Origin of the sequence: Streptomyces sp. NPDC005799 (assembly GCF_040630525.1) — a bacterium.
In the GTDB taxonomy this organism is placed as follows: domain Bacteria; phylum Actinomycetota; class Actinomycetes; order Streptomycetales; family Streptomycetaceae; genus Streptomyces; species Streptomyces griseorubiginosus_B.
Map to the genome: position 1 here is coordinate 97,818 of NZ_JBEXXQ010000010.1, position 20,576 is coordinate 118,393.

The 20,576-nt window shown below is 71.4% G+C and carries 17 protein-coding genes and 1 pseudogene; 10 read left to right on the forward strand and 8 right to left on the reverse strand.

Going from position 1 to position 20,576, the window contains the following annotated elements:
- Nucleotides 1-6 precede the first annotated feature (6 nt).
- From ABZ453_RS12350 to ABZ453_RS12365, 4 genes are all read right to left on the reverse strand, one after another.
- Nucleotides 7-1,371, reverse strand: a complete 1,365-nt coding sequence (locus ABZ453_RS12350; protein ID WP_359014241.1) for an FAD-dependent oxidoreductase — start codon at nucleotides 1,369-1,371, stop codon at nucleotides 7-9.
- 136 nt (nucleotides 1,372-1,507) lie between these two features.
- Nucleotides 1,508-2,353: a chitosanase gene (locus ABZ453_RS12355; RefSeq protein WP_359014243.1), complete on the reverse strand. Its 846-nt coding sequence runs from the start codon at nucleotides 2,351-2,353 to the stop codon at nucleotides 1,508-1,510.
- 150 nt (nucleotides 2,354-2,503) lie between these two features.
- On the reverse strand, nucleotides 2,504-5,278 hold the full coding sequence (locus ABZ453_RS12360; RefSeq protein WP_359014245.1) for a SpoIIE family protein phosphatase: 2,775 nt from the start codon (nucleotides 5,276-5,278) through the stop codon (nucleotides 2,504-2,506).
- Nucleotides 5,279-5,782: 504 nt separating this feature from the next.
- Nucleotides 5,783-8,332, reverse strand: a complete 2,550-nt coding sequence (locus ABZ453_RS12365; protein ID WP_359014247.1) for a SpoIIE family protein phosphatase — start codon at nucleotides 8,330-8,332, stop codon at nucleotides 5,783-5,785.
- Nucleotides 8,333-8,552: 220 nt separating this feature from the next.
- On the opposite strand from ABZ453_RS12365, the gene ABZ453_RS12370 reads away from it, so the two are divergent.
- Nucleotides 8,553-9,185: an N-acetyltransferase gene (locus ABZ453_RS12370; RefSeq protein WP_359014249.1), complete on the forward strand. Its 633-nt coding sequence runs from the start codon at nucleotides 8,553-8,555 to the stop codon at nucleotides 9,183-9,185.
- Nucleotides 9,186-9,449: 264 nt separating this feature from the next.
- Here ABZ453_RS12370 and ABZ453_RS12375 read toward each other — a convergent pair.
- The 3 genes and pseudogenes from ABZ453_RS12375 to ABZ453_RS12385 all read right to left on the reverse strand — a co-directional run.
- Nucleotides 9,450-9,776, reverse strand: a pseudogene (locus ABZ453_RS12375) (SDR family oxidoreductase); the annotation flags it as partial.
- Complete coding sequence (locus tag ABZ453_RS12380) at nucleotides 9,776-10,858, reverse strand: carbohydrate kinase (RefSeq protein WP_359014251.1); 1,083 nt, start codon at nucleotides 10,856-10,858, stop codon at nucleotides 9,776-9,778. The gene ABZ453_RS12380 and the pseudogene ABZ453_RS12375, both read right to left, overlap by 1 nt.
- Nucleotides 10,851-11,906 carry a LacI family DNA-binding transcriptional regulator gene (locus ABZ453_RS12385; RefSeq protein WP_359014253.1) on the reverse strand — a complete coding sequence of 352 codons (1,056 nt, stop codon included), beginning with the start codon at nucleotides 11,904-11,906 and terminating at the stop codon, nucleotides 10,851-10,853. Before ABZ453_RS12385 ends, ABZ453_RS12380 begins: the two co-directional genes overlap by 8 nt.
- Before the next feature lie 149 nt (nucleotides 11,907-12,055).
- Here ABZ453_RS12385 and ABZ453_RS12390 point away from each other — a divergent pair, with 149 nt between their 5' ends.
- The 4 genes from ABZ453_RS12390 (at nucleotide 12,056) to ABZ453_RS12405 (ending at nucleotide 15,484) form a co-directional block, all read left to right on the forward strand.
- Entirely contained in the window at nucleotides 12,056-13,183 is a 1,128-nt protein-coding gene (locus tag ABZ453_RS12390) for a substrate-binding domain-containing protein (RefSeq protein WP_359014255.1), read from the forward strand.
- A 112-nt stretch (nucleotides 13,184-13,295) separates the two neighbouring features.
- Complete coding sequence (locus ABZ453_RS12395) at nucleotides 13,296-14,330, forward strand: ABC transporter permease (protein WP_359014257.1); 1,035 nt, start codon at nucleotides 13,296-13,298, stop codon at nucleotides 14,328-14,330.
- The gene (locus tag ABZ453_RS12400) at nucleotides 14,327-15,109 is read left to right on the forward strand and encodes an ATP-binding cassette domain-containing protein (RefSeq protein WP_133043778.1); all 783 of its coding nucleotides are present in this window, start codon (nucleotides 14,327-14,329) and stop codon (nucleotides 15,107-15,109) included. The genes ABZ453_RS12395 and ABZ453_RS12400 overlap by 4 nt, the downstream gene beginning before the upstream one ends.
- Nucleotides 15,110-15,190: 81 nt before the next feature.
- Nucleotides 15,191-15,484: a putative quinol monooxygenase gene (locus ABZ453_RS12405; protein WP_359014259.1), complete on the forward strand. Its 294-nt coding sequence runs from the start codon at nucleotides 15,191-15,193 to the stop codon at nucleotides 15,482-15,484.
- Nucleotides 15,485-15,624: 140 nt separating this feature from the next.
- On the opposite strand, the gene ABZ453_RS12410 is transcribed toward ABZ453_RS12405, so the two are convergent.
- Nucleotides 15,625-15,873: a hypothetical protein gene (locus ABZ453_RS12410; RefSeq protein WP_359014261.1), complete on the reverse strand. Its 249-nt coding sequence runs from the start codon at nucleotides 15,871-15,873 to the stop codon at nucleotides 15,625-15,627.
- 78 nt (nucleotides 15,874-15,951) lie between these two features.
- On the opposite strand from ABZ453_RS12410, the gene ABZ453_RS12415 reads away from it, so the two are divergent.
- The 5 genes from ABZ453_RS12415 (at nucleotide 15,952) to ABZ453_RS12435 (ending at nucleotide 20,563) form a co-directional block, all read left to right on the forward strand.
- Nucleotides 15,952-16,212 (forward strand): LamG-like jellyroll fold domain-containing protein, encoded by a 261-nt coding sequence (locus ABZ453_RS12415; RefSeq protein ID WP_359014452.1) that lies wholly within the window; start codon nucleotides 15,952-15,954, stop codon nucleotides 16,210-16,212.
- 129 nt (nucleotides 16,213-16,341) lie between these two features.
- On the forward strand, nucleotides 16,342-18,492 hold the full coding sequence (locus ABZ453_RS12420; protein WP_359014263.1) for a DUF1996 domain-containing protein: 2,151 nt from the start codon (nucleotides 16,342-16,344) through the stop codon (nucleotides 18,490-18,492).
- A 98-nt stretch (nucleotides 18,493-18,590) separates the two neighbouring features.
- Nucleotides 18,591-19,043: a flavodoxin family protein gene (locus tag ABZ453_RS12425; RefSeq protein WP_359014265.1), complete on the forward strand. Its 453-nt coding sequence runs from the start codon at nucleotides 18,591-18,593 to the stop codon at nucleotides 19,041-19,043.
- 14 nt (nucleotides 19,044-19,057) lie between these two features.
- On the forward strand, nucleotides 19,058-19,255 hold the full coding sequence (locus ABZ453_RS12430) for a hypothetical protein (protein ID WP_359014460.1): 198 nt from the start codon (nucleotides 19,058-19,060) through the stop codon (nucleotides 19,253-19,255).
- Nucleotides 19,256-19,381: 126 nt separating this feature from the next.
- Nucleotides 19,382-20,563 carry a serine hydrolase domain-containing protein gene (locus ABZ453_RS12435; RefSeq protein WP_359014267.1) on the forward strand — a complete coding sequence of 394 codons (1,182 nt, stop codon included), beginning with the start codon at nucleotides 19,382-19,384 and terminating at the stop codon, nucleotides 20,561-20,563.
- Nucleotides 20,564-20,576 lie beyond the last annotated feature (13 nt).

Sequence of the window (20,576 nt, forward strand, 5' to 3'; positions counted from 1 at the left end):
GGGCGGTCAGGCGCCGCTGGCGCGGAGCATGTCCTCACGCTCGACGATCTTCACTCGCTCCCGGCCCTGCGGCTCGCCCAGTGCCTTCTCGGCGGCATCGAGCCTGTACCAGCCGTCCCAGGTGGTGAAACGGACCTGGTGCTCGGCGAGGAAGGCGTCCACGGCCTCGGGCTCGGGCGCGGCCGGGGTGTGCAGACGGCCGTTCGCGTGGTCGTCCAGCAGGTTGGCGACCGTCTCGTTGGCGTCGCCCTTGGTGTGGCCGATCAGGCCCACCGGGCCGCGCCGGATCCAGCCGGTGACGTACGTCGACTGCAGGTGCTCGCCGCTGTCCTGGATGACCCGGCCGCCCTCGTCCGGGACGGTGCCCGAGTCGATGTCCCAGGGGAGCTTGGGGAGCTTGTCGGAGAGGTAGCCGACCGCGCGGTAGACGGCGGTGACGTCCCAGTCCTTGAACTCGCCGGTGCCCTTGACGTTGCCGGTGCCGTCCAGGGCGGTGCGCTCGGTGCGCAGGCCGACGACGTGGCCGTCCTCGCCGAGGATCTCCGCCGGGGACTCGAAGAAGTGCAGGAACAGCTTGTGCGGGCGGTCGCCGACGTCGCGGATCGCCCAGTTCTCCAGGGTCTTGGCGACCATGTCGGCCTGCTTGTTGCCGCGCCGGGTCTCGATCGAGCCCTCGTCGTAGTCGATGTCCTCCGGGTCGACGATGACCTCGATGGTGGGGGAGTGGTCCAGCTCGCGCAGCTCCATCGGCGAGAACTTCGCCTGCGCCGGGCCGCGGCGGCCGAAGACGTGGACCTCCAGCGCCTTGTTGGCCTTCAGACCCTCGTGGACGTTCGGCGGGATCTCCGTCGGCAGCAGCTCGTCCGCCGTCTTGGCGAGGACGCGGGCCACGTCGAGGGCGACGTTGCCGACGCCGAGCACGGCGACCTTCTCGGCCTCCAGCGGCCAGGTGCGCGGCACGTCCGGGTGGCCGTCGTACCAGGAGACGAAGTCGGCGGCGCCGTAGGAGCCGTCCAGGTCGATGCCGGGTATGCGCAGCTCGCGGTCGGCCGTCGCTCCGGTGGAGAAGATGACCGCGTCGTAGAACGCGCGCAGGTCGTCCAGGCTGATGTCGTTCGGGTAGTCCACATTGCCGAACAGCCGGATCTGCGGCTTGTCGAGCACCTGGTGCAGGGCCGTGATGATGCCCTTGATGCGGGGGTGGTCGGGGGCGACGCCGTAGCGGATCAGTCCGAACGGCGCGGGCATGCGCTCGAAGAGGTCGATGGACACACCGGGCTCGGTGGCCACGTCGGACTTGAGCAACGCGTCGGCGGCGTAGATCCCGGCGGGGCCGGCTCCGACGATGGCTACCCGCAGGGGGCGGGGCATGATCAGGTTCCCTTCGAGCGGCGACAGATCGACTCGAACGGGAAGCCTAAGCTAAGGCAAGCCTAAGTCGGTACACGGGTCCGGTCTATGGGCTCATAAATCAGCTTTATGAGCCCACAGGTGCTCACCGGACGCGTCACCCGATGTGGTAACTGTCCCCGTACACCTTCCAGTTGAGGGGGGTGTTCAGGCAGAGGTTGCCGTTGCGCAGGAAGACCCGCTGCTCCGTGTCGACCCGCGTGGTGTCGCTGTGGGCCTCCTCCTGCTTCATCGCCCACACCCGGGCGTCGAGGAAGGCGTTGAGGTACGTCGTCTCGTTGCCGCCCTGGGCCGGCGGCTTCGCCTTGTTCAGGGCCCGCTTGCGGATGTTGCGGAAGCTGGTCGGGTCGTCGCCGTCGCCGTGCATCACGATGGCGTCGTAGTAGGTGAACTGGCCCAGCGTCCCGAGGCCGTCCGCCTTGCCCTGCTTGACCGCCGGGTTGAAGTACACCCGGTCGCGCTCGTCGTTCTGCGCCTGCTGGAACGCGCTGTCCTGGGCCGCCTTGCGCCAGTCCTTGGGGAAGTTCGGGTCGAGGCCGTCGTGCGAGTCGCTGCCGTTGACCCGCTTCAGGGCCGGCAGGTACTTGGCGAGGACGTTGCCGGGCTTGCGGTCGGTGTAGAGCTGGACGAGGTCGAGCATGTCGCCGGTGCCGGAACAGAAGCCGATGATGCCGGCCGTGTAGCCGCGGCCGTCACCGATGTCCTCGATGTACTTGTACTGCGCCTTCCAGTCGAGCGAGGAGTTCTCCGCGCTCGACACCAGCTGCATGGCGATCTCCTTCTTCGCCGGGTCGTCGAGCCCGACACAGCCCGCGGCGCCCACGGTCGCCGAGGCGTGCGAGGGCCGCAGGAGCGGGGCGGCGACCAGGGAGGCGCCGATCAGTGTCAGGAGGGTGCGGCGCGAGGTGACGGTGGGTGCGGAATCGCTGGAGGGGTGCCTCACGGGTGCTCCAAAGAGGGGTGGGGGGTGGGGAGTTGGGCCGTGCGTCACTCTGATAGGAAGGTTTCCTATCAGAACTGGACCGCGTCGAACACCCGTTGCGGAAAAAGTTCGTACGGTCGCACGAAGAAGGTCCGGACCAAAAAGGGCGACTCAGGGCAGCGACTGCTCGGCCCAGATGACCTTGCCCTCCGGCGTGTAGCGCGTCCCCCAGCGCTCGGCGAGCTGCGCCACCAGGAACAGACCGCGCCCGCCCTCGTCCGTCATCGCCGCGTACCGCAGATGCGGCGAGGTGCTGCTGCTGTCGAACACCTCGCAGATCAGCGTGCGGTCGAACAGCACCCGTACCTGGATGGGATCGGCGCCGTAACGCATGGCGTTGGTGACCAGCTCGCTCAGGATGAGCTCCGTGGCGAAGGACAACTCCTCCAGGCCCCAGCCGGTGAGCTGCCGGCTGACCGCGGCGCGGGTCTTGCCGACCGCCGCCGGATCGGACGGCACCTCCCACTCCGCGACCCGGTCGGCCGACAGCGCCCGCGTGCGGGCCACGATCAGGGCCACGTCGTCGCTGGGCTTCGCCGGCAACTGCGACTCGAGCACCGCCCGGCAGGTCTCCTCCGGTGACTCACCGGCCCGCTCCAGCGCCCCGCGCAGCAGCTCCAGACCCTCGTCGATGTCCCGCTCCCGGTCCTCCACCAGCCCGTCGGTGTACAGCACGAGCCGGCTGCCCTCCGCCAGCTCCAGCTCGGCCGTCTCGAACGGCAGACCGCCCAGGCCCAGCGGGGGCCCCGCGGGCACGTCCGGGAACGTCACCCTGCCGTCGGGCCGCACCAGCGCCGGCGGGGGATGACCGGCCCGCGCGACGGTGCATCTGCGCGACACCGGGTCGTAGATGGCGTACAGACAGGTCGCGCCGGTGACCGGGGCGCTGCCGTCCTCCGCCGCCTCGTCCTGGTCGATCCTGCCGACCAACTCGTCCAGCAGCGCGATCAGTTCGTCGGGCGGCAGATCGAGCGACGAGAAGTTGTGCACCGCCGTCCGCAAGCGTCCCATGGTGGCCGCCGCGTGCAGCCCGTGCCCGACCACGTCGCCCACCACGAGCGCGACCCGCGCACCCGACAGCGGCAGCACGTCGAACCAGTCCCCGCCGACCCCCGCCTGCGCCGGCAGATACCGGTAGGCGATGTCCAGCGCCGACTGCTCGGGCAGCCTGCGCGGCAGCAGACTGCGCTGCAGCGTCACGGCCATGCTGTGCTCGCGCGTGTAGCGGCGCGCGTTGTCGATGGAGACCGCGGCCCGGGCCACCAGCTCCTCGGCGAGGGCCAGCTCCTCCACGTCGAAGGGCTGCGGCTTCTGCGAGCGCCAGAAGCTGACCACGCCCAGGACCAGCGACCCCGCCCGCAGCGGCACCGTGATCAGCGAGTGGATGCCGTAGTCGACGACCTGCGCGGTCCGCTCCAGGTCCTGCGCGTGCCAGCCCGGCGCCACGTCCAGGTCCGGCTCCAGCACCGCCTGTCCCGAGCGCAGGCTGCGGGTCTGCGGCGAGGAGTCGACGAACCGGATCTGCCGGCCCACCGGATACAGCGGGGCGTCCTCGCGGATCCCGCTCAAGGCGGTGCGGCGCAACGGCGTCACCGCCTCCGGCTGCCCCCCGCCCAGCACCGAGTCGAACAGGTCGACCGTCGCGAAGTCGGCGAACCGGGGCACCGCGAGCTCCGCCAGCTCCTGCGCGGTACGGGCCACGTCCAGGCTGGTGCCGATGCCCACCCCGGCGTCGTAGAGCATGTTCAGCCGCTCCCGGGCCGCCTCCGCCCGGCCGGACAGGGCCCGCAGCTCGGTGGAGTCGCGCAGGGTGGCGACGCTGCCCGCGGGGCCGCCCTCGACGTTGGTGGGGCGCTGGTTGACCGCCAGCAGCCGGTCTTTGACCAGGTGCACTTCGTCGGTGGCCATGCGCCCGGACGCCAGCAGGTCGGCGGTGTCGTCCGGCAGCCCGAGGTCGAGGACGTGCCGGCCCTCCGCGTCCTCGGGCAGCTCCAGCAGACGGTGCGCCTCGTCGTTGGCGAGCAGCAGCCGGCCGTCGTCGTCGGCGATCAGGACGCCTTCGCGGACGGAGTGCAGCACCGCGTCGTGGTGCTCGTACATCCGGGTCATCTCGTGCGGGCCCAGACCGTGCGTCTGGCGCAGCAGACGGCGGCTGACGAGCGCCGTACCCGCGGTGGCGAGGCCCAGGCCGACCGCCGCCGCCATCAGGACGAGCGGCAGCTGCCGGTTCGCGGCGACGTCGATGTTGTTCAGGGTGACGCCGGCCGACACCAGGCCCACGACCTTGCCGTCCGGTGCCGTGACCGGTACGACCGCCTGCACCAGCCGCCCGATCGTGCCGTTGACCTCCTCGACCACGGTCTTCCCGGCCAGCGCGGGGGCGATGGTGCCGACGAACTTCTTGCCGATGCGGTTCGGCTTGGGGTGGGTGTAGCGGATGCCGTCGGTGTTCATGACGACGATGAAGTCCACGCCGGTCGCCTTGCGGGCCGCCTCCGCCCTCGGCTGGAGCACCGCCGTGGGGTTCGGGGCGCTCAGCGCCTCGCGGGTGCCGGGCGCGTTGGCGAATGCCTCGGCGACCGCGACCGAGCGTTTGCGGGCCTCCTGCGTGCTGTCGTGCCGTACCTGCAGATACAGCGAGACCACCGCGGCGACCACCAGCAGCAGCACGATCACGACCTGCAGCAGGAACACCTGTCCGGCGACGCTGCGGCCGGTCAGCGCGGAGCGCAGCCGCCCCGGCTCCCGAGCCTCCGGCTGCCCGCCCGGCCGGGCCGCCCTGCGCCGCTCGTGCGCCGCGCGGGCGCGCTCGGCCGCGCGTCGGGCAGGGGCGCCGCCGGGACGACCGGCAGAGCGCGCCCCGTGACGGCCCAGAAGTCGGACCATGTGCCCATGTCTACACTGCCGCGCCCCAGGAGGCGAGAGACGTCACAGAGGGTGACAGCGCACGCCCGCCCCGGGCGCGGCCACCGCGTCCGCCGCCGACTCCACCCCGCCCCAGGACGGGCCCGCCGCACGAGCACCGCGACGTCACGCCCCGTCAGCCCCCGGACGGGGCACGGCGGCCCGGGGCGGCGGGCGGCGGGCGGCGGTCTGGCCGGCGGGTGTCGCGCGGGCGGTGTGCGGGTGGCGCGTCGGCTCGGGGTCTGGGGGCGGCGCGGGGCCGACTGCTGCCGTGTGGCCCTCGTCGGGCCGCGCGGCGCCTACTGGTGGTTCGGGGCGCGGACAGCCGGGGCCGATCCCGGGCTGGTGAGGCAGGGCACCACCGGTTCTCCAGTGTGCCGGGGGCCCGCGTCTGCTCGACCTGCCCGTGCCGCCTGGCGCCCGCCGATCCGGTCGGTGCGTGCCAGGGGCTCGGCGGCGTCGCGGGCCGGCCGACCCAGCCCCGGCTCAGCGACCGTTTCGTCGCTCCATCCGTCGCGTGGCGAGCAGGAGGGCGATGTCGTCGGGGCGGTCGGCCGTGTGGCGGGCCGTCGCGGTGAGGCGGTCGGCGACGCCGGCGAGGGGGCGGCGGCCCGGGCGGGCGGCCGGGGCGCCGGCCCGGGCCAGGGCGACCCGCAGGGCGGAGATGCCCTCGTCGATGTCCAGTCCGGGGTGCTCCACCAGGCCGTCCGTGTACAGGGCCAGCACGGCACCGGGCTCGATGCGCAGTTCCGCGACCGGGTACTGCGCCTGCGGGTCCACGCCGAGCACGACCCCGCCGGGCAGGTCCACGACCTCCGTGTGACCGTCGGGACGGCGCAGCAGAGGCGGCGGATGTCCCGCGCGGGCCGCACGGGCCAGCCCCGTTTCGGGATCCAGCCGGATGTAGCAGCAGCTCGCGAACTGACCCGGGTCGAGATCGATCAGCAGATGGTTCGTCCCGCTGAGCACCTCGTCGGGCGGACGGTCGCCGAGTGCGAACGCCCGTACGGCGCTGCGCAGTTGCCCCATGGTGGCGGCGGCCTGCACACCGTGTCCCTGCACGTCCCCGATCACCAGTGCCAGCCCGTCCCCGGCCTCCACCACGTCGTACCAGTCCCCGCCCACCTCCATGCCCTGGGTGCCGGGCAGATAGCGCCCCGTGGTCTCCACCAGCGGATGCGCGGACAGCCGGCGCGGCAGCAGGGCCTGCTGCAGCCCCCGCGCGAGGGCGGCCTCGCTCTCGTAGCGCTGCGCCTTCTCCATGGCGTGGGCGATGAGCCCGGCCAGCGCCGTCAGCACCGTGCGTTCCTCGGTGCTGAAGCTCCGGGGCCCGTCGAAGCCCAGGATGCAGGAGCCGACCGGCCGTCCCGACGCGATCAGCGGCAGAAAGGCGCGGGCGCCCTCCTGGGCGTCCAGCGCGATGCCGGGATAGGCGGCGGCGAGCTGGTCCATGGAGTCGAAGAAGAGCGGCCGGCCGCTGGTGAGCGTCTCCACACCGGGCAGATGGGCGTCCAGCCCCACGCCCTCGAACGGGGTGAGGAACCCGGTGGGGAAACCGTTCTCCCAGGCCAGGTAGAGATGCCGGTCCTGCAGCAGGTAGATGGCGAGTCGCCGGCCGCCGAAAGCGGGCAGCAGCTCCCGCATCACCACCGCCGAGACCTGCCGCGCCGTGACCGCCTCGGTCAGCGCGATCGCGAGGACGATGGGCCGGTACAGCGGCGCCATCGACGGAACCCGGGCCGACGACGTCCCGGGCCGCACCCCGGGTTCGGGCGCGAGGTCGGCGGCCGAGTCCGCCACCCGGGTCGCCGGCCGGAAGGTGCACGTCAGGATGGACGGACCCGGGTAGACGGACACGTCGAGCCACGCACCGTCGTACGGCGCCGTGTCATCGTCGTCGGTCTCCGGGGCCGGCCTGCCGACGTGGAAGCGCACCGGGTTCGGGGAGAGCAGCGCGCTGCGCAGATGGTCCTCGAAGGCCGGCTGGCTCAACCACGGCACGCCCTCCCACAGCGACCGGCCCAGCAGCCGCGTCCGCGGGCAGCGCAGCAGCTGGGCGGCGCGCGGATTGGCGTACAGAATCATGCCGAGCCGGTCCAGGCACAGCACGCCGTCGGGCAGCAGATCGGCCGCGGCGTCGGCGAGCGCGCCGGGTCCGGGGTCGACGACGAAGCCCCGGACCGGGTGCGCGCCCGAGGGGGCGCCGGGCGGGGCGGGGGCGGCGTAGGGGCTCCACAGCTCCACCAGCCGGGGCGCGCCGTCCTCGGCCGCCACGTACAGCGGCAGGGCCGGAGGTCTGCCCGTGGCCGTCTCCCGCAGGGCGGCCAGCAGCCGCCGCGGATCGGACGGTGCCACGGCCCGGGCCAGCGTCTCGACGCCGGCGGCGAACTGCTCCGCCGGCGCGCCCAGCACGGCGGGCAGCCGCTCGTCGGCGGTCACGATGTCCGTCACCGGGTCCCAGGCGAAGCCCCCGGTCCGCCCCGCCGACGGACGCGCGCCCGGCGGCCGTACGCACACCGGTTCACCGTCCCACGCCACCGGCGTGCGCGCGCCACCGTCCTCGAGCCTCAGCAGGGCCGCGCCGAGTTCCTCCGCCAGGCGCACCAGGCGATCACGGTGGTGCTGAAGCTCGGCGGCGTCGGCGGAGGAGGGACGCAACACGGTGAGCACCCCGAACGTGGTGGACCCGGCCACCACCGGCACGTACAGCGAGCCGAACTGGAACGGCAGCCCGGCCGCGAACTGCGGGTAGCGGCGCATCGTCTCGGTGGCGTTCGGCAGGACGACCTGGACACCGAGCCGGTAGGCGTCGGCCACCGGGAACGGCCGGTCCACGTGCATGCGCCACCAGGGCCGGAACAGCGGGCCGGGGAGTCCGGCGAGCGCGGCGAGCCGCAGCAGTCCGGGCGTGCCGGACCGCAGATAGACCCCTCCCGCGTAGCCTCCCGCTGCCCCGATCGCCTCCGTCGAGGTGTCCAGCAGCAGCGCGGCCAGCTGTCCGGGCGTGTGCCGTGCGTCCTCCGCGCTCCCAGTCATCGGCCCTACCTCGTCCGTACCCGCCCAGCGGGGTGACACAGCAAGAATGCGCCACAAGGGGCCTGTGGCGCACCTGGGCGGACCAGACCATCACGAACAATTCCTGTTCCGCATGTGGGGGATGTGCGGGCGCGCCAAGGGGCGGCAATGATCATGGCCGAAGTGTGCTCCCCGGGGACCGAGACTTGTGGGAGCGCTCCCAAGGGGTCAGGATGCTGCGATGACCGAGTCTGCCTTCGTACGTCCCTACCGCCCCGAGGACCGAGAGGCCCTCGACGACATCTGCGTCCGCACCGCACACAACGGCGGGGACAGCCGGCCCGTGTACGCCGATCCCACGATCTTCCCGGTCAACTTCGCCGCTCCTTACGTCCACCTGGAGCCGGAGCTGGCCTTCGTCCTCGACGACGGCCGGGGGCAGGCCGTCGGCTACGTCCTGGGCACCGCCGACACCCCGCGTTTCGTCCGGGAGTTCCGCGCCGTATGGCTGCCCCTGGTCGCCGACCGCTACCCCGAGCTCGCCGGCCCGGCGACCACCCCGGACGCGGCCATGATCGCGCTGCTGCACGACCCCGAGCGCATGCTTGTCCCCGAGGTCGCCGCCTACCCCGCCCATCTGCACATCGATCTGCTCCCCGACTGGCAGGGACAGGGCCACGGCCGCGCCCTGATGCGCACCTTCCTGCGGGCGCTGCACGAGCGCGGCACAAAGGCCGTTCACCTGTGCATGGTCACCGCCAACACCGGGGCCAGGGCCTTCTACGACCGCCTCGGCTTCCACGGGATCGACGTGCCCGACCCGGGACCGGTCACCTATCTCGGGCGGTCGACGGGCGACTGGGCCGACGCGTGAGGGCCGAAGTCAGATCCAGGTGTCGAGCCACATCCGGGACTGCCAGCCGGTGCAGGGGATCGTCAGGCCGGTGCAGAGCGGGAAGAAGTGGATAAGGTTCTGCTCGGCCGCTACAGCTTCACCGCCGGCGTTCCGGTTGCCGGCGGCCTGCGCCCGCTTCGGGACCCTGATGAGCCAGAGCTGGACGAGGATGAGGACGAGTCGGGCTGCTCGGAGTGAGTTGGGGCCGTCACTGCCTGCTTCCCTACCGGCCGTCGCCCGGCGTCACAGGAGGGCGCCGCCGGAGACCTCGATGCGCTGGGCGGTGACCCAGCGCAGTCCCTCGGAGGCCAGCGTGGCGATGGCGTCACCGATCTCCTCAGGTTCGCCGACGCGGCCGAGCGCGGTCTGTCCGGCCAGAACCTGGCGCATTCCGGCGTCGTCCCGCATCGCTCCGCCGTTGAAGTCGGTGGCGGTCGGCCCCGGGGCGATGAAGTTGACCCGGATGCCGCGAGGTCCGAGTTCTGCGGCGAGGGTGCGGCTCAGAGCTTCGACGGCGGCCTTCGATGCGGAGTAGACCGAGGTGGCGGGGCTGGTGTGGCGGGTCAGTGTCAGCTGCCGATCGGCTCGGGCGTCTGCACCCCGTCCGGTGTCCGGTCCCGGTCGACCGTGTGGGCGGTGTTGTCGGTGCGGGCGAAGTCATCCGGGGTGAGCGGCGCGTCGGCGGGGCGGTCGGGGCGCGGCAGCGCGGTGGGCGGGTCGGCGCCCATGCGTTCGCAGGTGAGGGCGGAGACGAGGACCGCGTCGTCCACGGCTGCGGCCAGGGAGGCGGCCGCGGCGGCGGCGAGGCTGTGCGGGGTGTGCAGCCCGCTGCGGAGCAGTGCGCCGAGGAGGCCTGCGGTGAAGGCGTCGCCCGCACCGACGGTGTCCACCACGGCGACCTTCCGGCCGGCGCGGCTGAAGCTTCCCGCGCCGGCGTGGAAGGCGTGGGCGCCGTCGGGGCCGTCGGTGATCACGACCAGGAGCGCCCCGAGGTCCAGCCAGCGGGCGGCGATCCGCTCGATCGGCGCATCCGGGTAGAGCCATTCCACGTCCTCGCGGCTGGCCTTGACGATGTGGGCCGCACCGACGCTGCGCTCGACGACGGGCCGGCCGCGTTGCGCGTCACCCAGCAGGGCCGGTCGGATGTTGGGGTCGTAGCTGATCAGCGTCCTGCCGTCGGCCCGCAGCCGTTCGGCGGCGGCGTGGATGTGCTCGTCGCCCGGTGGTGTCCAGGACGCGACGGAGCCGAAGTGCAGCACGTCGGTGCCCGCGGGCACGCGGGCGGTCTCCGCCTCGGTCCACTGCCAGTCCGCCGTGCCGTCCAGATAGAAGTCGTAACTGGCCCGTCGTTGCGGGTCCATGGAGACGACGGCCAGCGTGGTCGGTTCGGCGGCGTACGGGGAGAAGGCCAGGTCGATGCCCTCGGCCACGGCGTGGGCGCGCAGCATCCGGCCGAAGGCGTTGTCGGCCAGCCGCGCCATGAGGGCGGTGTGGTGACCCAGGCGGGCAAGACCCACGGCCACGTTGAACGGACTGCCGCCGGGGTGGGCACGGTAGTCGCCGGGCGTCTCCAACTGGACCATGTCGACGAGGGCCTCGCCGATCACGGTCACGGCCGGCCCCCGGCCTGTGCCGTGCGTCGCCTCAGTCATGATGTCCTCCGGCTCGGATCTCGCCGGAGCCCCGCTCGATCAGCCGGGTCGGCACGGTGATGGTGGTCGCGGCCGACTCGTCGCCGTCCAGCCTGCGGAAGAGCATCTCGGCGGCTGTCTTGCCCACCTGCTCGATGTTCTGGGCGATGACGGAGATCCCCGGGCTGAGGATGTCGGCCAGGGGGAAGTCGTCGAAGCCCACATGGGCGACCGAGTGCTGCCGGCCGAGGGCGCGCAGCGCGCGAACGGCTCCGATGGTGACCAGGTTCTGACTGGTGAACAGCGCCGTGGGCGGGTTCGGCAGCGCAAGGACGCGCCTGGTCGCCTCGATGGCGGCCTCCTCGCTGGCCCCGGTGTGGTGCACGAGCTCGTCGTCGCAGGCGATGTGCGCGACTTCCAGGGCGTGCCGGTAGCCGTCGAAGCGCTGGGCCGCGGTGGAGATGGTCGCCCGGTCACCGAGATAGGCGATGCGGCGGTGGCCGGCCTTGAGCAGGTGGTCGACGGCCGTGACCGCGCCCTGCCGGTTGTCGGAGACGACGGCGTCCGCGTCGAGCAGGCTGGGCTCGCGGTCGACGAAGACCATGCAGGTGCCCGAGCGCTGTTCGCTGATCAGGTAGCTGTGGTCGCGGCCGGCCGGCACGATCACCAGCCCGTCGACCCGGCGGTCGATCAGGGCCTGGGCCAACTCGCGTTCCCTGGCCGGGTCTTCGTCCAGGCTGCCGACCAGCACCAGACTTCCGCGCTCGCGGGCCACGTTCTCCACGGTGCGGGTCAGGGCCGCGGAGAAGGGGTTGGCCGCGTCCTCGACGAGCATCCCGATCGTGGCCGTACGGCCGTCCCCCCGGCGCAGACTGCTGGCGGTGAGGTTGGGCCGGTAGCCCAGTTTGTCGGCGGCCTCGCGGACTCGGACGACGATCGCCGGATCGACGGTGGGGACGCCGTTGAAGACGCGCGAGACCGTCTTGATGGCCACGCCGGCCAACGCGGCCACCTCACGCATGGTGGGGCGGCTGCGAGGGGTCCGGGGCGGCGCCTCACCCTGAGTCATCGTTGTCTCCAACCAATTCCGCGTTACCTACTCGTTGCCCACGCATGTCTATCAGCGTCTTGACGGGCTCGTCCATACAGGCCCAGTATCTCGCCCAGTCAACGTTGTCTCAGCGTCGACCACGGGACGGCTTTGAAAGGGATCAAGCCATGAACTTCTCCACCAGCCAGGCATCGAGCCTTCGCAGTCGGCGCATCCGGGCGGCAGCCGTCGGCATCACCGTGTGCCTCGGCGTCACCCTCACCGCCTGCGGCTCCTCGGACTCGAGCAACTCCGCGTCCGGGTCGGGCAGCGGCGGCAAGGTGGGCGTCTCGCTGATCCTCAAGACGCTCACCAACCCCTACTTCGTGAGCATGGAGAAGGACGCCAAGACCCAGGCCGCCAAGGACAAGGTGAGCCTCACCGTGGCGGCGGGCACCACTGACGGCGACACCCAGACGCAGATCACGGCCATCGACAACGCCATCTCACGCGGCGACAAGGGCATCCTGATCACCACCAACGGCGACGCGGTGAACGCCGCGCTCAAGCGCGCCAAGCAGGCCGGCCTGTTCGTGATCGCCCTGGACACCGCGCCCAACCCGGCCGATGTCGCCGACATCACCTACGCCACCGACAACGAGCAGGCCGGCAAGCTCGACGGCCAGTACGCGGCGGCGGCCCTGAACGGCAAGCCCGCGGTCATCGCCATGCTCGACCTGTTCAACAACCAGGTCGTCTCCGTCGACATCGACCGGGACCACGGCTTCCTGGAGGGCATGGGCATCGACCCGGGCAGCAAGACGGAGAACGGCAAGGAGGCCAAGTCCGGCAAGTACACCGGCGGCAAGGGCGGCACGTACAAGATCGCCTGCCACCAGCCCACCCAGGGCGCCATCGACGGCGGACGCACCGCGATGGAGAACTGCCTGTCGTCCAACCCGGACATCAACGTCGTCTACGCGATCAACGAGCCCGCCGGCGAGGGCGCCTACAACGCCCTGAAGGCGGCCCGCAAGGAGAAGAACGTCGCGATCTACGCGATCGACGGCAGCTGCTCCGGCCTGAAGAACGTCACCAGCGGGAAGTTCGCGGCCGACGCCGTGCAGTACCCCGGCAAGATGGCCGCTCTCGGCGTCAGCTCCATCGCCAAGCTGGCCCGCGGCGGCAGCAAGCCCAGCGTGACCAACGGCAAGTCGTTCTACGACACCGGCACCGCGCTGGTCGCCGCCAAGGCCCTCGACGGTCTGACCGTCCAGTCCCCGTCGCAGGCCGCGTCCGCCTGCTGGGGCAGCTGATCCCCTCCGAGCCGGTGCGCCGCCGGCCCCGACCCCCGGCGGCGCACCCGCACGTCACGAGCCCCGGCGCCCGAATGAAGGCCCGCACGAGGACAATCCGGAAGGACCCCCTGTGACCACCCACGTGGACAGTCAAGCCACACCGGCACCGGCGGAGGAGTTCCTCAACCGGCCCGCCACCCCGGCCCAGCGCATCCACTCCGTGCTGCACCGCCAGCCGGCCCTCAGCCCGGCGATCGTCCTGGTACTCGCCGCGATCGTGTTCTCTCTGGTCAACGACCGCTTCTACGCCCTGCAGAATCTGTCGCTGGTAGCCCAGCAGGTCGCTGTCATCGGCTCGCTCGCCGTCGGCCAGACCGTCATCATCCTCACCGCCGGCATCGACCTGTCCATCGGCGCGGTCATGGTGCTCGCCTCGCTGCTGATGTCGAAGCTCGTCGCCGACAACCACTGGCCGGGTGTGACGGCCCTGCTCGCCGGGGCGGTCGTCGCCATCGCCGCCCAGGCCGTCAACGGACTGCTGGTCACCAAGATCAAGCTGCCGCCGTTCATCGTCACCCTCGGCACGCTGAGCGTCTTCACGGCGATCACGCTCATCTACGCCAAGGGGCAGACCGTCTCCCTGCAGCCGGGGAACATCCTGATGTGGAGCGGCGAGACGATCTCCATCGGCCAGCTGAACCTGACCTACGGTGTCCTGCTCATGATCGCCCTGTACGTGGTGATCGGCTATGCCCTGCGCTACACCGCCTGGGGCCGGCACCTGTACGCCGTGGGAGACGACATCGAGGCCGCCCGACTGGCCGGCATCTCCGTCAACCGGGTCCTGCTGAGCGCCTACGTCGTCGGTGGCTTCGCCATTGCCGTCGGTGCCTGGATACTGGTCGGCCGGGTCGGCGGCGGCGACCCCAACAGCGGCCTCAACGCCAATCTGCAGTCCATCACCGCCGTCGTCATCGGCGGAACCAGCCTCTTCGGCGGACGCGGCGTGGTGGTCGGCTCACTGATCGGCGCGCTCATCGTCCAGGTCTTCGTCAACGGCCTCGCACTGGCCGGCATCGACCCCAACTACCAAGTCCTCGCGGTCGGCGTCCTGGTGATCGCGGCCGTCTCCGTCGACCAGTGGATCCGGAGCGTGAAGTCGTGACAACCCCCACCGCCCCCGTCCTCGAAGCCAAGGGCCTGGTCAAGGTCTTCGGCAGGGTCGTCGGTCTCAACGACGTCGACCTCACCCTCTACCCCGGCGAGGTCCTCGCCGTCATCGGCGACAACGGCGCCGGCAAGTCCACCCTGATCAAATGCCTCTCCGGAGCGCTTGTTCCCGACCAGGGCAGCATCCTCGTCGACGGCAAGGAGGTCGGCTTCAAGCGCCCTCAGGACGCTCGCGACGCCGGCATCGAGACCGTCTACCAGACCCTGGCCGTCGCCCCGGCACTGGACATCGCCAGCAATCTGTTCCTCGCTCGCGAGATCCGCCGCAAGGGCGTGCTCGGTTCGGTCTTCCGCATGCTGGACACCGGCGAGATGAAGAAGCAGGCGGCCGACCACATCAAACGACTCGGTATCAGCACCCTGCAGAACATCAACCAGGCCGTGGAGACCCTCTCCGGAGGCCAGCGCCAGTCGGTGGCCGTCGCCCGCGCGGGCGCCTTCGGCGGCCGGGTCGTCATCCTCGACGAACCCACCGCCGCCCTCGGCGTCCGGGAGACCGGCCAGGTCCTCAAGCTCGTCCGCGACCTGCGCGATCAGGGCCTCGGCGTCATCCTCATCAGCCACAACATGCCGAACGTGTTCGACGTCGCCGACCGCATCCACATCCAGCGTCTCGGCGGCTGTGCCGGCGTCATCACCCCGCAGTCCCACTCCATGGAGGACGCGGTCGCCATCATGACCGGGGCCAAGAAGCTCATCCCGAAAGCCGGTTGACAGTCCCGGCCGGATGGCCGCCACGTAACTGACGCCCGGCGCCGGACATCCGCACCGCACCCCACGCAAGGACACCCCATAGTGAAAAAGACCCTGTTCGCCGAGTTCACCGCCCGCAAGGGAGCTGAGGACGAGGTCGCCGGCCTGCTGCGGGAGTACACCCGGAAGGTGCGGGAGGAGGACGGCAACCTCGCCTTCGAGGCCTACACCAAGGCATCCGACCCGCGCGCCTTCTGGATCTTCGAGGTGTACCGGGACGAGGACGCCTTCCAGGCACATCTCAAGGCCCCCTACGGCGCCCCGTTCAACACCGCCCTCGCCCCGCTGATCGAGGAGGACGCGTCAGTACTGACCTTCCTCGATCCCCTCGGCTGACCACACCGGATCCGAGAACTCAGCGCCGCTGTCGGCGGCAACGACCTTGCGGGGCGCACCGATTGACGGTTGCGCCCCGCCGCGCGTCCGGCTGGACGGTGATCGCCGGCTCCGCGCCCGTGAACGCCGAGTACGCCGGATCAATGTCGCCCAAGGGTGCCGGAAAGGATCGCGCCGCCCAGGACGATGGCGTTGTCCTTGACGACCACGTTCCCGCTCCCGGTGGCACCGGAGTTGACCCGGGCCAGGATCTCGATCCGGGCGTTGCCGGTGACCGTCGAGTCGCCGAACACCGCGGCGCGCGGCTCGACATGGACACTGGCGACGACGTTGGCACGGTTGTCGACCCAGCCGCGCCGCGCCGCCGTCGGCGTGCCAGTGCCCGCCACCGGCCGCGGCCGGCTTCTGGTAGCCGGGTTCATGGCCGCAGGGCGTGGCGCCGCTGATCCGAACTCGTACTTCGACGAATCGGATCGGCGGGTTCCCCCTCCGAATGCCGCCCCGTCACCTACGGCGGCGGCACGGCCGTGCTCTACGTCGACGGGGCGGAGGCCGGCCGCAACACCCGGATCACCATCGAGCCGCGGTACTTCGGCAACCACATCCGGGCCGGCTGGGTGGGCAGGTCCCAGTACGCCGACCCGTACCTGAAGGCCTCCGTCGACAACTTCCGCGTGTACGGCAGGGTTCTGACGGCCGACGAGGTCACGGCGCCGGCACGGGCCTGAGCAAGAGGGGCGTGAGATCTCCACTGAGAATCTCCTATGAATCCGAGGGGCGATTGAACGGACGGGCCCCGCGGTCCGTATGGGGCAAGGGATTTCCATGCCCGACCGCCATGACGTAGGAGAACTCTCGTGGGACGCAGCACTCGCAGACGCCCGACAGGCCCACGCCGCGCCACCTTCGCGGCCTTCGCGCTGATCCTGGGCGGCGGCGGGCTCGTCGCGGCCAACGTCTACGCCTCCGCCACCGAGGGCGGTTCGGACGGGGAACAGGCCACCACGCGCAGCGCCATGTCCGGCACGATCGACTGTCCGGACGTCGGCAGCAAGCTGACGCAGGTCCCCGACCAGGCACGACCGGACGTCGACCAGCAACTGGCCCAGCTGGACCAGCAGATCGCGGAGGCCTACCAGCGGCTGCAGGCGGCGACCCCGGAACAGCGGCAGGACAGCGGGTTCACCGACGGCAGCGTGATGAACCCGCTGAAGGACAAGCGGACCGAGACCATCGGGCGGATCACCGACGCCATCGACAACGCCGGTGACCGCCCCTCGGGTCTCGGCGACCTCGCCGGCTGCTCCCTGCGCACCTGGAACCAGCAGGACGGCGGGCAGGACGCGAGCAGCAGCCCGCAGAACGGCCAGAACCAGGGGCAGGACCAGGGCCAAGGTCAGGGCCAAGGTCAGGGTCAGGGCAACCAGCAGTCGGGCAACGGAGGTCAGGCCGGCAACGGGCCCGTCGCCGCGGACTACCAGGACATCAACACCGTCCAGCCCAACGCGGCGCCGGATCTGAACTCCTTCGTCTCCAAGGGCACCTTCACCACCAGTTGCGGTGTCAACGCGGGCGGGCTGCGCAACTCGGACAACGTGATCGTCGCCCCGGGCGTCACCAACGGCGCCCACCACTTCCACGACTACATCGGCAACCAGTCCAACAACGCCTTCGCCAGCGACGACGACCTCGCGAAGGCCGACACCAGCTGCGAGAACCAGGGCGACAAGTCCACGTACTACTGGCCGGTGCTGCGTCTGCAGAACGGCACGCAGGAGAAGGACGCGGGCTCGCCCGGTGGCGGCATCGAGGGCAACGCCGGCCAGATCGTCACGCCCAAGCAGGTCACGATGACGTTCATCGGCAGCCCGCGCGGCCAGGTCACGGAAATGCCCCGGCTGCTGCGCATCATCACCGGTGACGCGAAGGCCTTCGTCAACGGTCCGGCCAACGCCAACGCCTCCTGGAGCTGCACCGGGTTCGAGGACCGGCAGCTCAAGGACAAGTACCCGCTGTGCCCGCAGGGCAGCGACGTGGTGCGTACCTTCCGCTTCCAGAGCTGCTGGGACGGCCGCAACATCGACAGCGCCAACCACCGCACCCACGTGGCCTTCGCCGACGCCTCCGGCAACTGCGCGAACGGGTTCAAGGCGATACCCCAGCTGGTGCAGCGGATCGTCTACGACGTCAAGGCGCCCAGCCTCCAGGACGGCGGCCGTACGACACCGCTGTTCGCGGTGGACTCCTTCCCGGAGCAGCTGCACAAGCCGGTCACCGACCACGGCGACTTCATCAACGTCTTCGACGAGAACCTGATGAAGGAGATGGTGTCCTGCATCAACGGCGGCCGTCAGTGCGGCTCCGGCACCGGTGAGGACCCGGGCGGCGACGGGGGAGCGACCCAGCAGCCGAGCGAGCAGCCGACGGACCAGCCGGGCGGGCAGCAGAGCCAGGACCCGACGGCCGAGCCGACGCAGACCGTCACCACCCCGCCCGCCGGGGGCGACCAGGGCAACGGCGGCGACAAGGGAGACCAGAGCGGCTCCGGAGGCAAGGGCGACCAGGGCGGTGCGTCCGGCTCCGGGAACAACGGCAATCAGGGTTCCGGCTCCGGCGACAACGGCAACTCCGGCTCCGGCTCCGGATCGGGCGGGCAGCAGACGCAGCCCGCGACCACCGCACCGCAGACCCAGCCGGCCAACGACGACCAGCCGACCATCTCCAGCACGTCGGAGCCCAAGGTCTACGCGAAGCCCTCGCCCTCCCGCAGCGCGGCGGCCACCCCGGCCAACGGCGGCGGCAACGCCGGTGACGGCTCCGCCCAGTCCCAGTCCCAGGCCACCGGCGGCAACGCCCCGATCGCCGCGAACCAGACCGAGCCCCAGGCCGTCCAGGGCGGCAACCTCGCCGCTACCGGCACCTCGCTGTGGCCCGCCGCGGCCGGCACCGTGCTGCTGATCGGCGGCCTGATCCTGCTGGCCCGCTCCAAGCGCAGCTTCCTGCGCTGATCTCGCGGGGCGCACGGACCGGGCCACCAGGTCCGTGCGCCCCGCCCCGGCGCGGCGTCGCCTTGCGCGAGGTGGGCCCACGACGGCAGGGTGCCGGTGTGCCCACCTTGCTGACCGTGCATCACACACCCTCGCCCAACTGCCAGACGCTGCTGGAAGCCGTCGTCTCCGGTGCCACCGCGCCGGAGATCGAGGGTGTCGAGGTCGTCCGCCGCCCGGCCCTGTCTGCCTCGGCGTCCGACGTGCTCGGGGCCGACGCGTATCTGCTGGGCACCCCGGCCAACATCGGGTACATGTCGGGGGCCCTCAAGCACTTCTTCGACCAGATCTACTACCCGTGCCTGGACGCCACCCAGGGCCGCCCCTTCGGCTACTACGTGCACGGCGGCAGCGACGTCACCGGCGCGGTGCGCGGTATCGACGCGATCACCACCGGACTCGGCTGGCGCCGTACCGCGCGGCCCGTCACGGTCACCGGCGAGCCCCGCAAGGCGGACGTCGAGGCGTGCTGGGAACTGGGCGCGACGCTCGCCGCAGGACTACTGGACTGATCACCTCCTCCTTATTGCCGTGCGCCGTATTTGAGACAGCCTGGCCGGAGAAAAGGTACTTCGCCTGGTTCCCGCTGCAGAACCCCGGCATCGTCTCCATCCCGGTCGGCTTCCTCCTCGGCTGGCTCGGCTCACTGCTGAGCGGACGCCAGGAGACCGAGGCGTACGACGAGTTCGAGCTGCGCACCCTGATGGGAGCCGATCAGTCCTGACGGCCGCGACGGCCCGGCGGGGGGACGCCGCCGGTCCGCCTTGTTGCGCCGTATGCAGCAGCCCGGGGCGCTCGCCTCGCCGACGCGGGAAAGGGTGGGCCTGTCGACCGACCCCCCGGAGCCCCCATGCGTTCATCCCAGCCCCGCAGCCGCCGACTCCGACTGCGTGCGGCCTGTGTCGCCGCGCTCTGCCTGGCCGCACTGACCCCGGCCACCGCGAGCACCGCCGCCACCCCCGGCCCGAGCGACACCGACCTGCGCCGGCAGCTCGAGGCCCTGGTGCACACCCCGGGCGGCCCGCCCGGTGCCATCGCGGTCCTGCAGCAGGACGGTCACCGGCGTGTCGTCACAGCCGGCGTCGCCGACCTCGCCACCGGCCGCAAGCCGCAGATCAACGACCACATGCGCATCGCCAGCGTGGCGAAGGCGTTCAGCGGCGCGGTCGCCCTCAGCCTCGTCGACCGGCACGCGCTCCGCCTGGACGACACCATCGGCCGCAGACTGCCCCAGCTTCCCCAAGCCTGGTACCAGGTGACCCTGCGTCAACTCCTGAACCACACCAGCGGCCTGCCCGACTACTCGGACGACCCGGAGTTTCGGCAGATCATCACAGCCGACCCGCACCACATCTTCGATCCCCACCACCTGCTCGACTTCGTGGCCGACGAGCCCCTCCTGTTCCGCCCCGGCAGCCGGTACCACTACTCCAACTCCGACAACATCGCGGTCGCCCTGATGGCGGAGGCGGTCACCGGGACGCCGTACGAGCAACTGCTGCGCGAACTCGTCCACCGGCCGCTGTACCTGCGCGACACCAGCCTGCCCCAGGGCCACCTCATGCCCCGGCCCTATCTGCACGGCTACGCCGTCGCCCCGCCCGCGCCCCCGGAGGACGTCAGTGGACTCTTCAGCGCCTCCGCCTCATGGGCCTCGGGAGGCATCGTCTCCACGCCCGCCGACCTGACCCGCTTCATCCGCGGCTATGTGGGCGGCGCCCTCTTCGGCCCGGACGTCGTACGCCGGCAACGGCGCTGGATCCCCGGGGCGTCCGAGCCGGCGGGTCCCGGCCGCAACTCCGCCGGGCCGGCCCTGTTCCGCTACGAGACCCGGTGCGGTGTCGTGCTGGGGCACACCGGAAACACCGCCGGCTACACCCAGCTGGCCGCAGCCACCCCCGACGGCCGCCGGTCGCTGACCTTCTCCGTAACCTCCCAGATCACCCAGTCCACCAATCCGCAGCTGCTGCAACGAGTGCGCACCGTCCAGGAGAACTTCGTGTGCACGCTGCTGGGGCGTCCCGGACACTGACCCGCTATCGCTT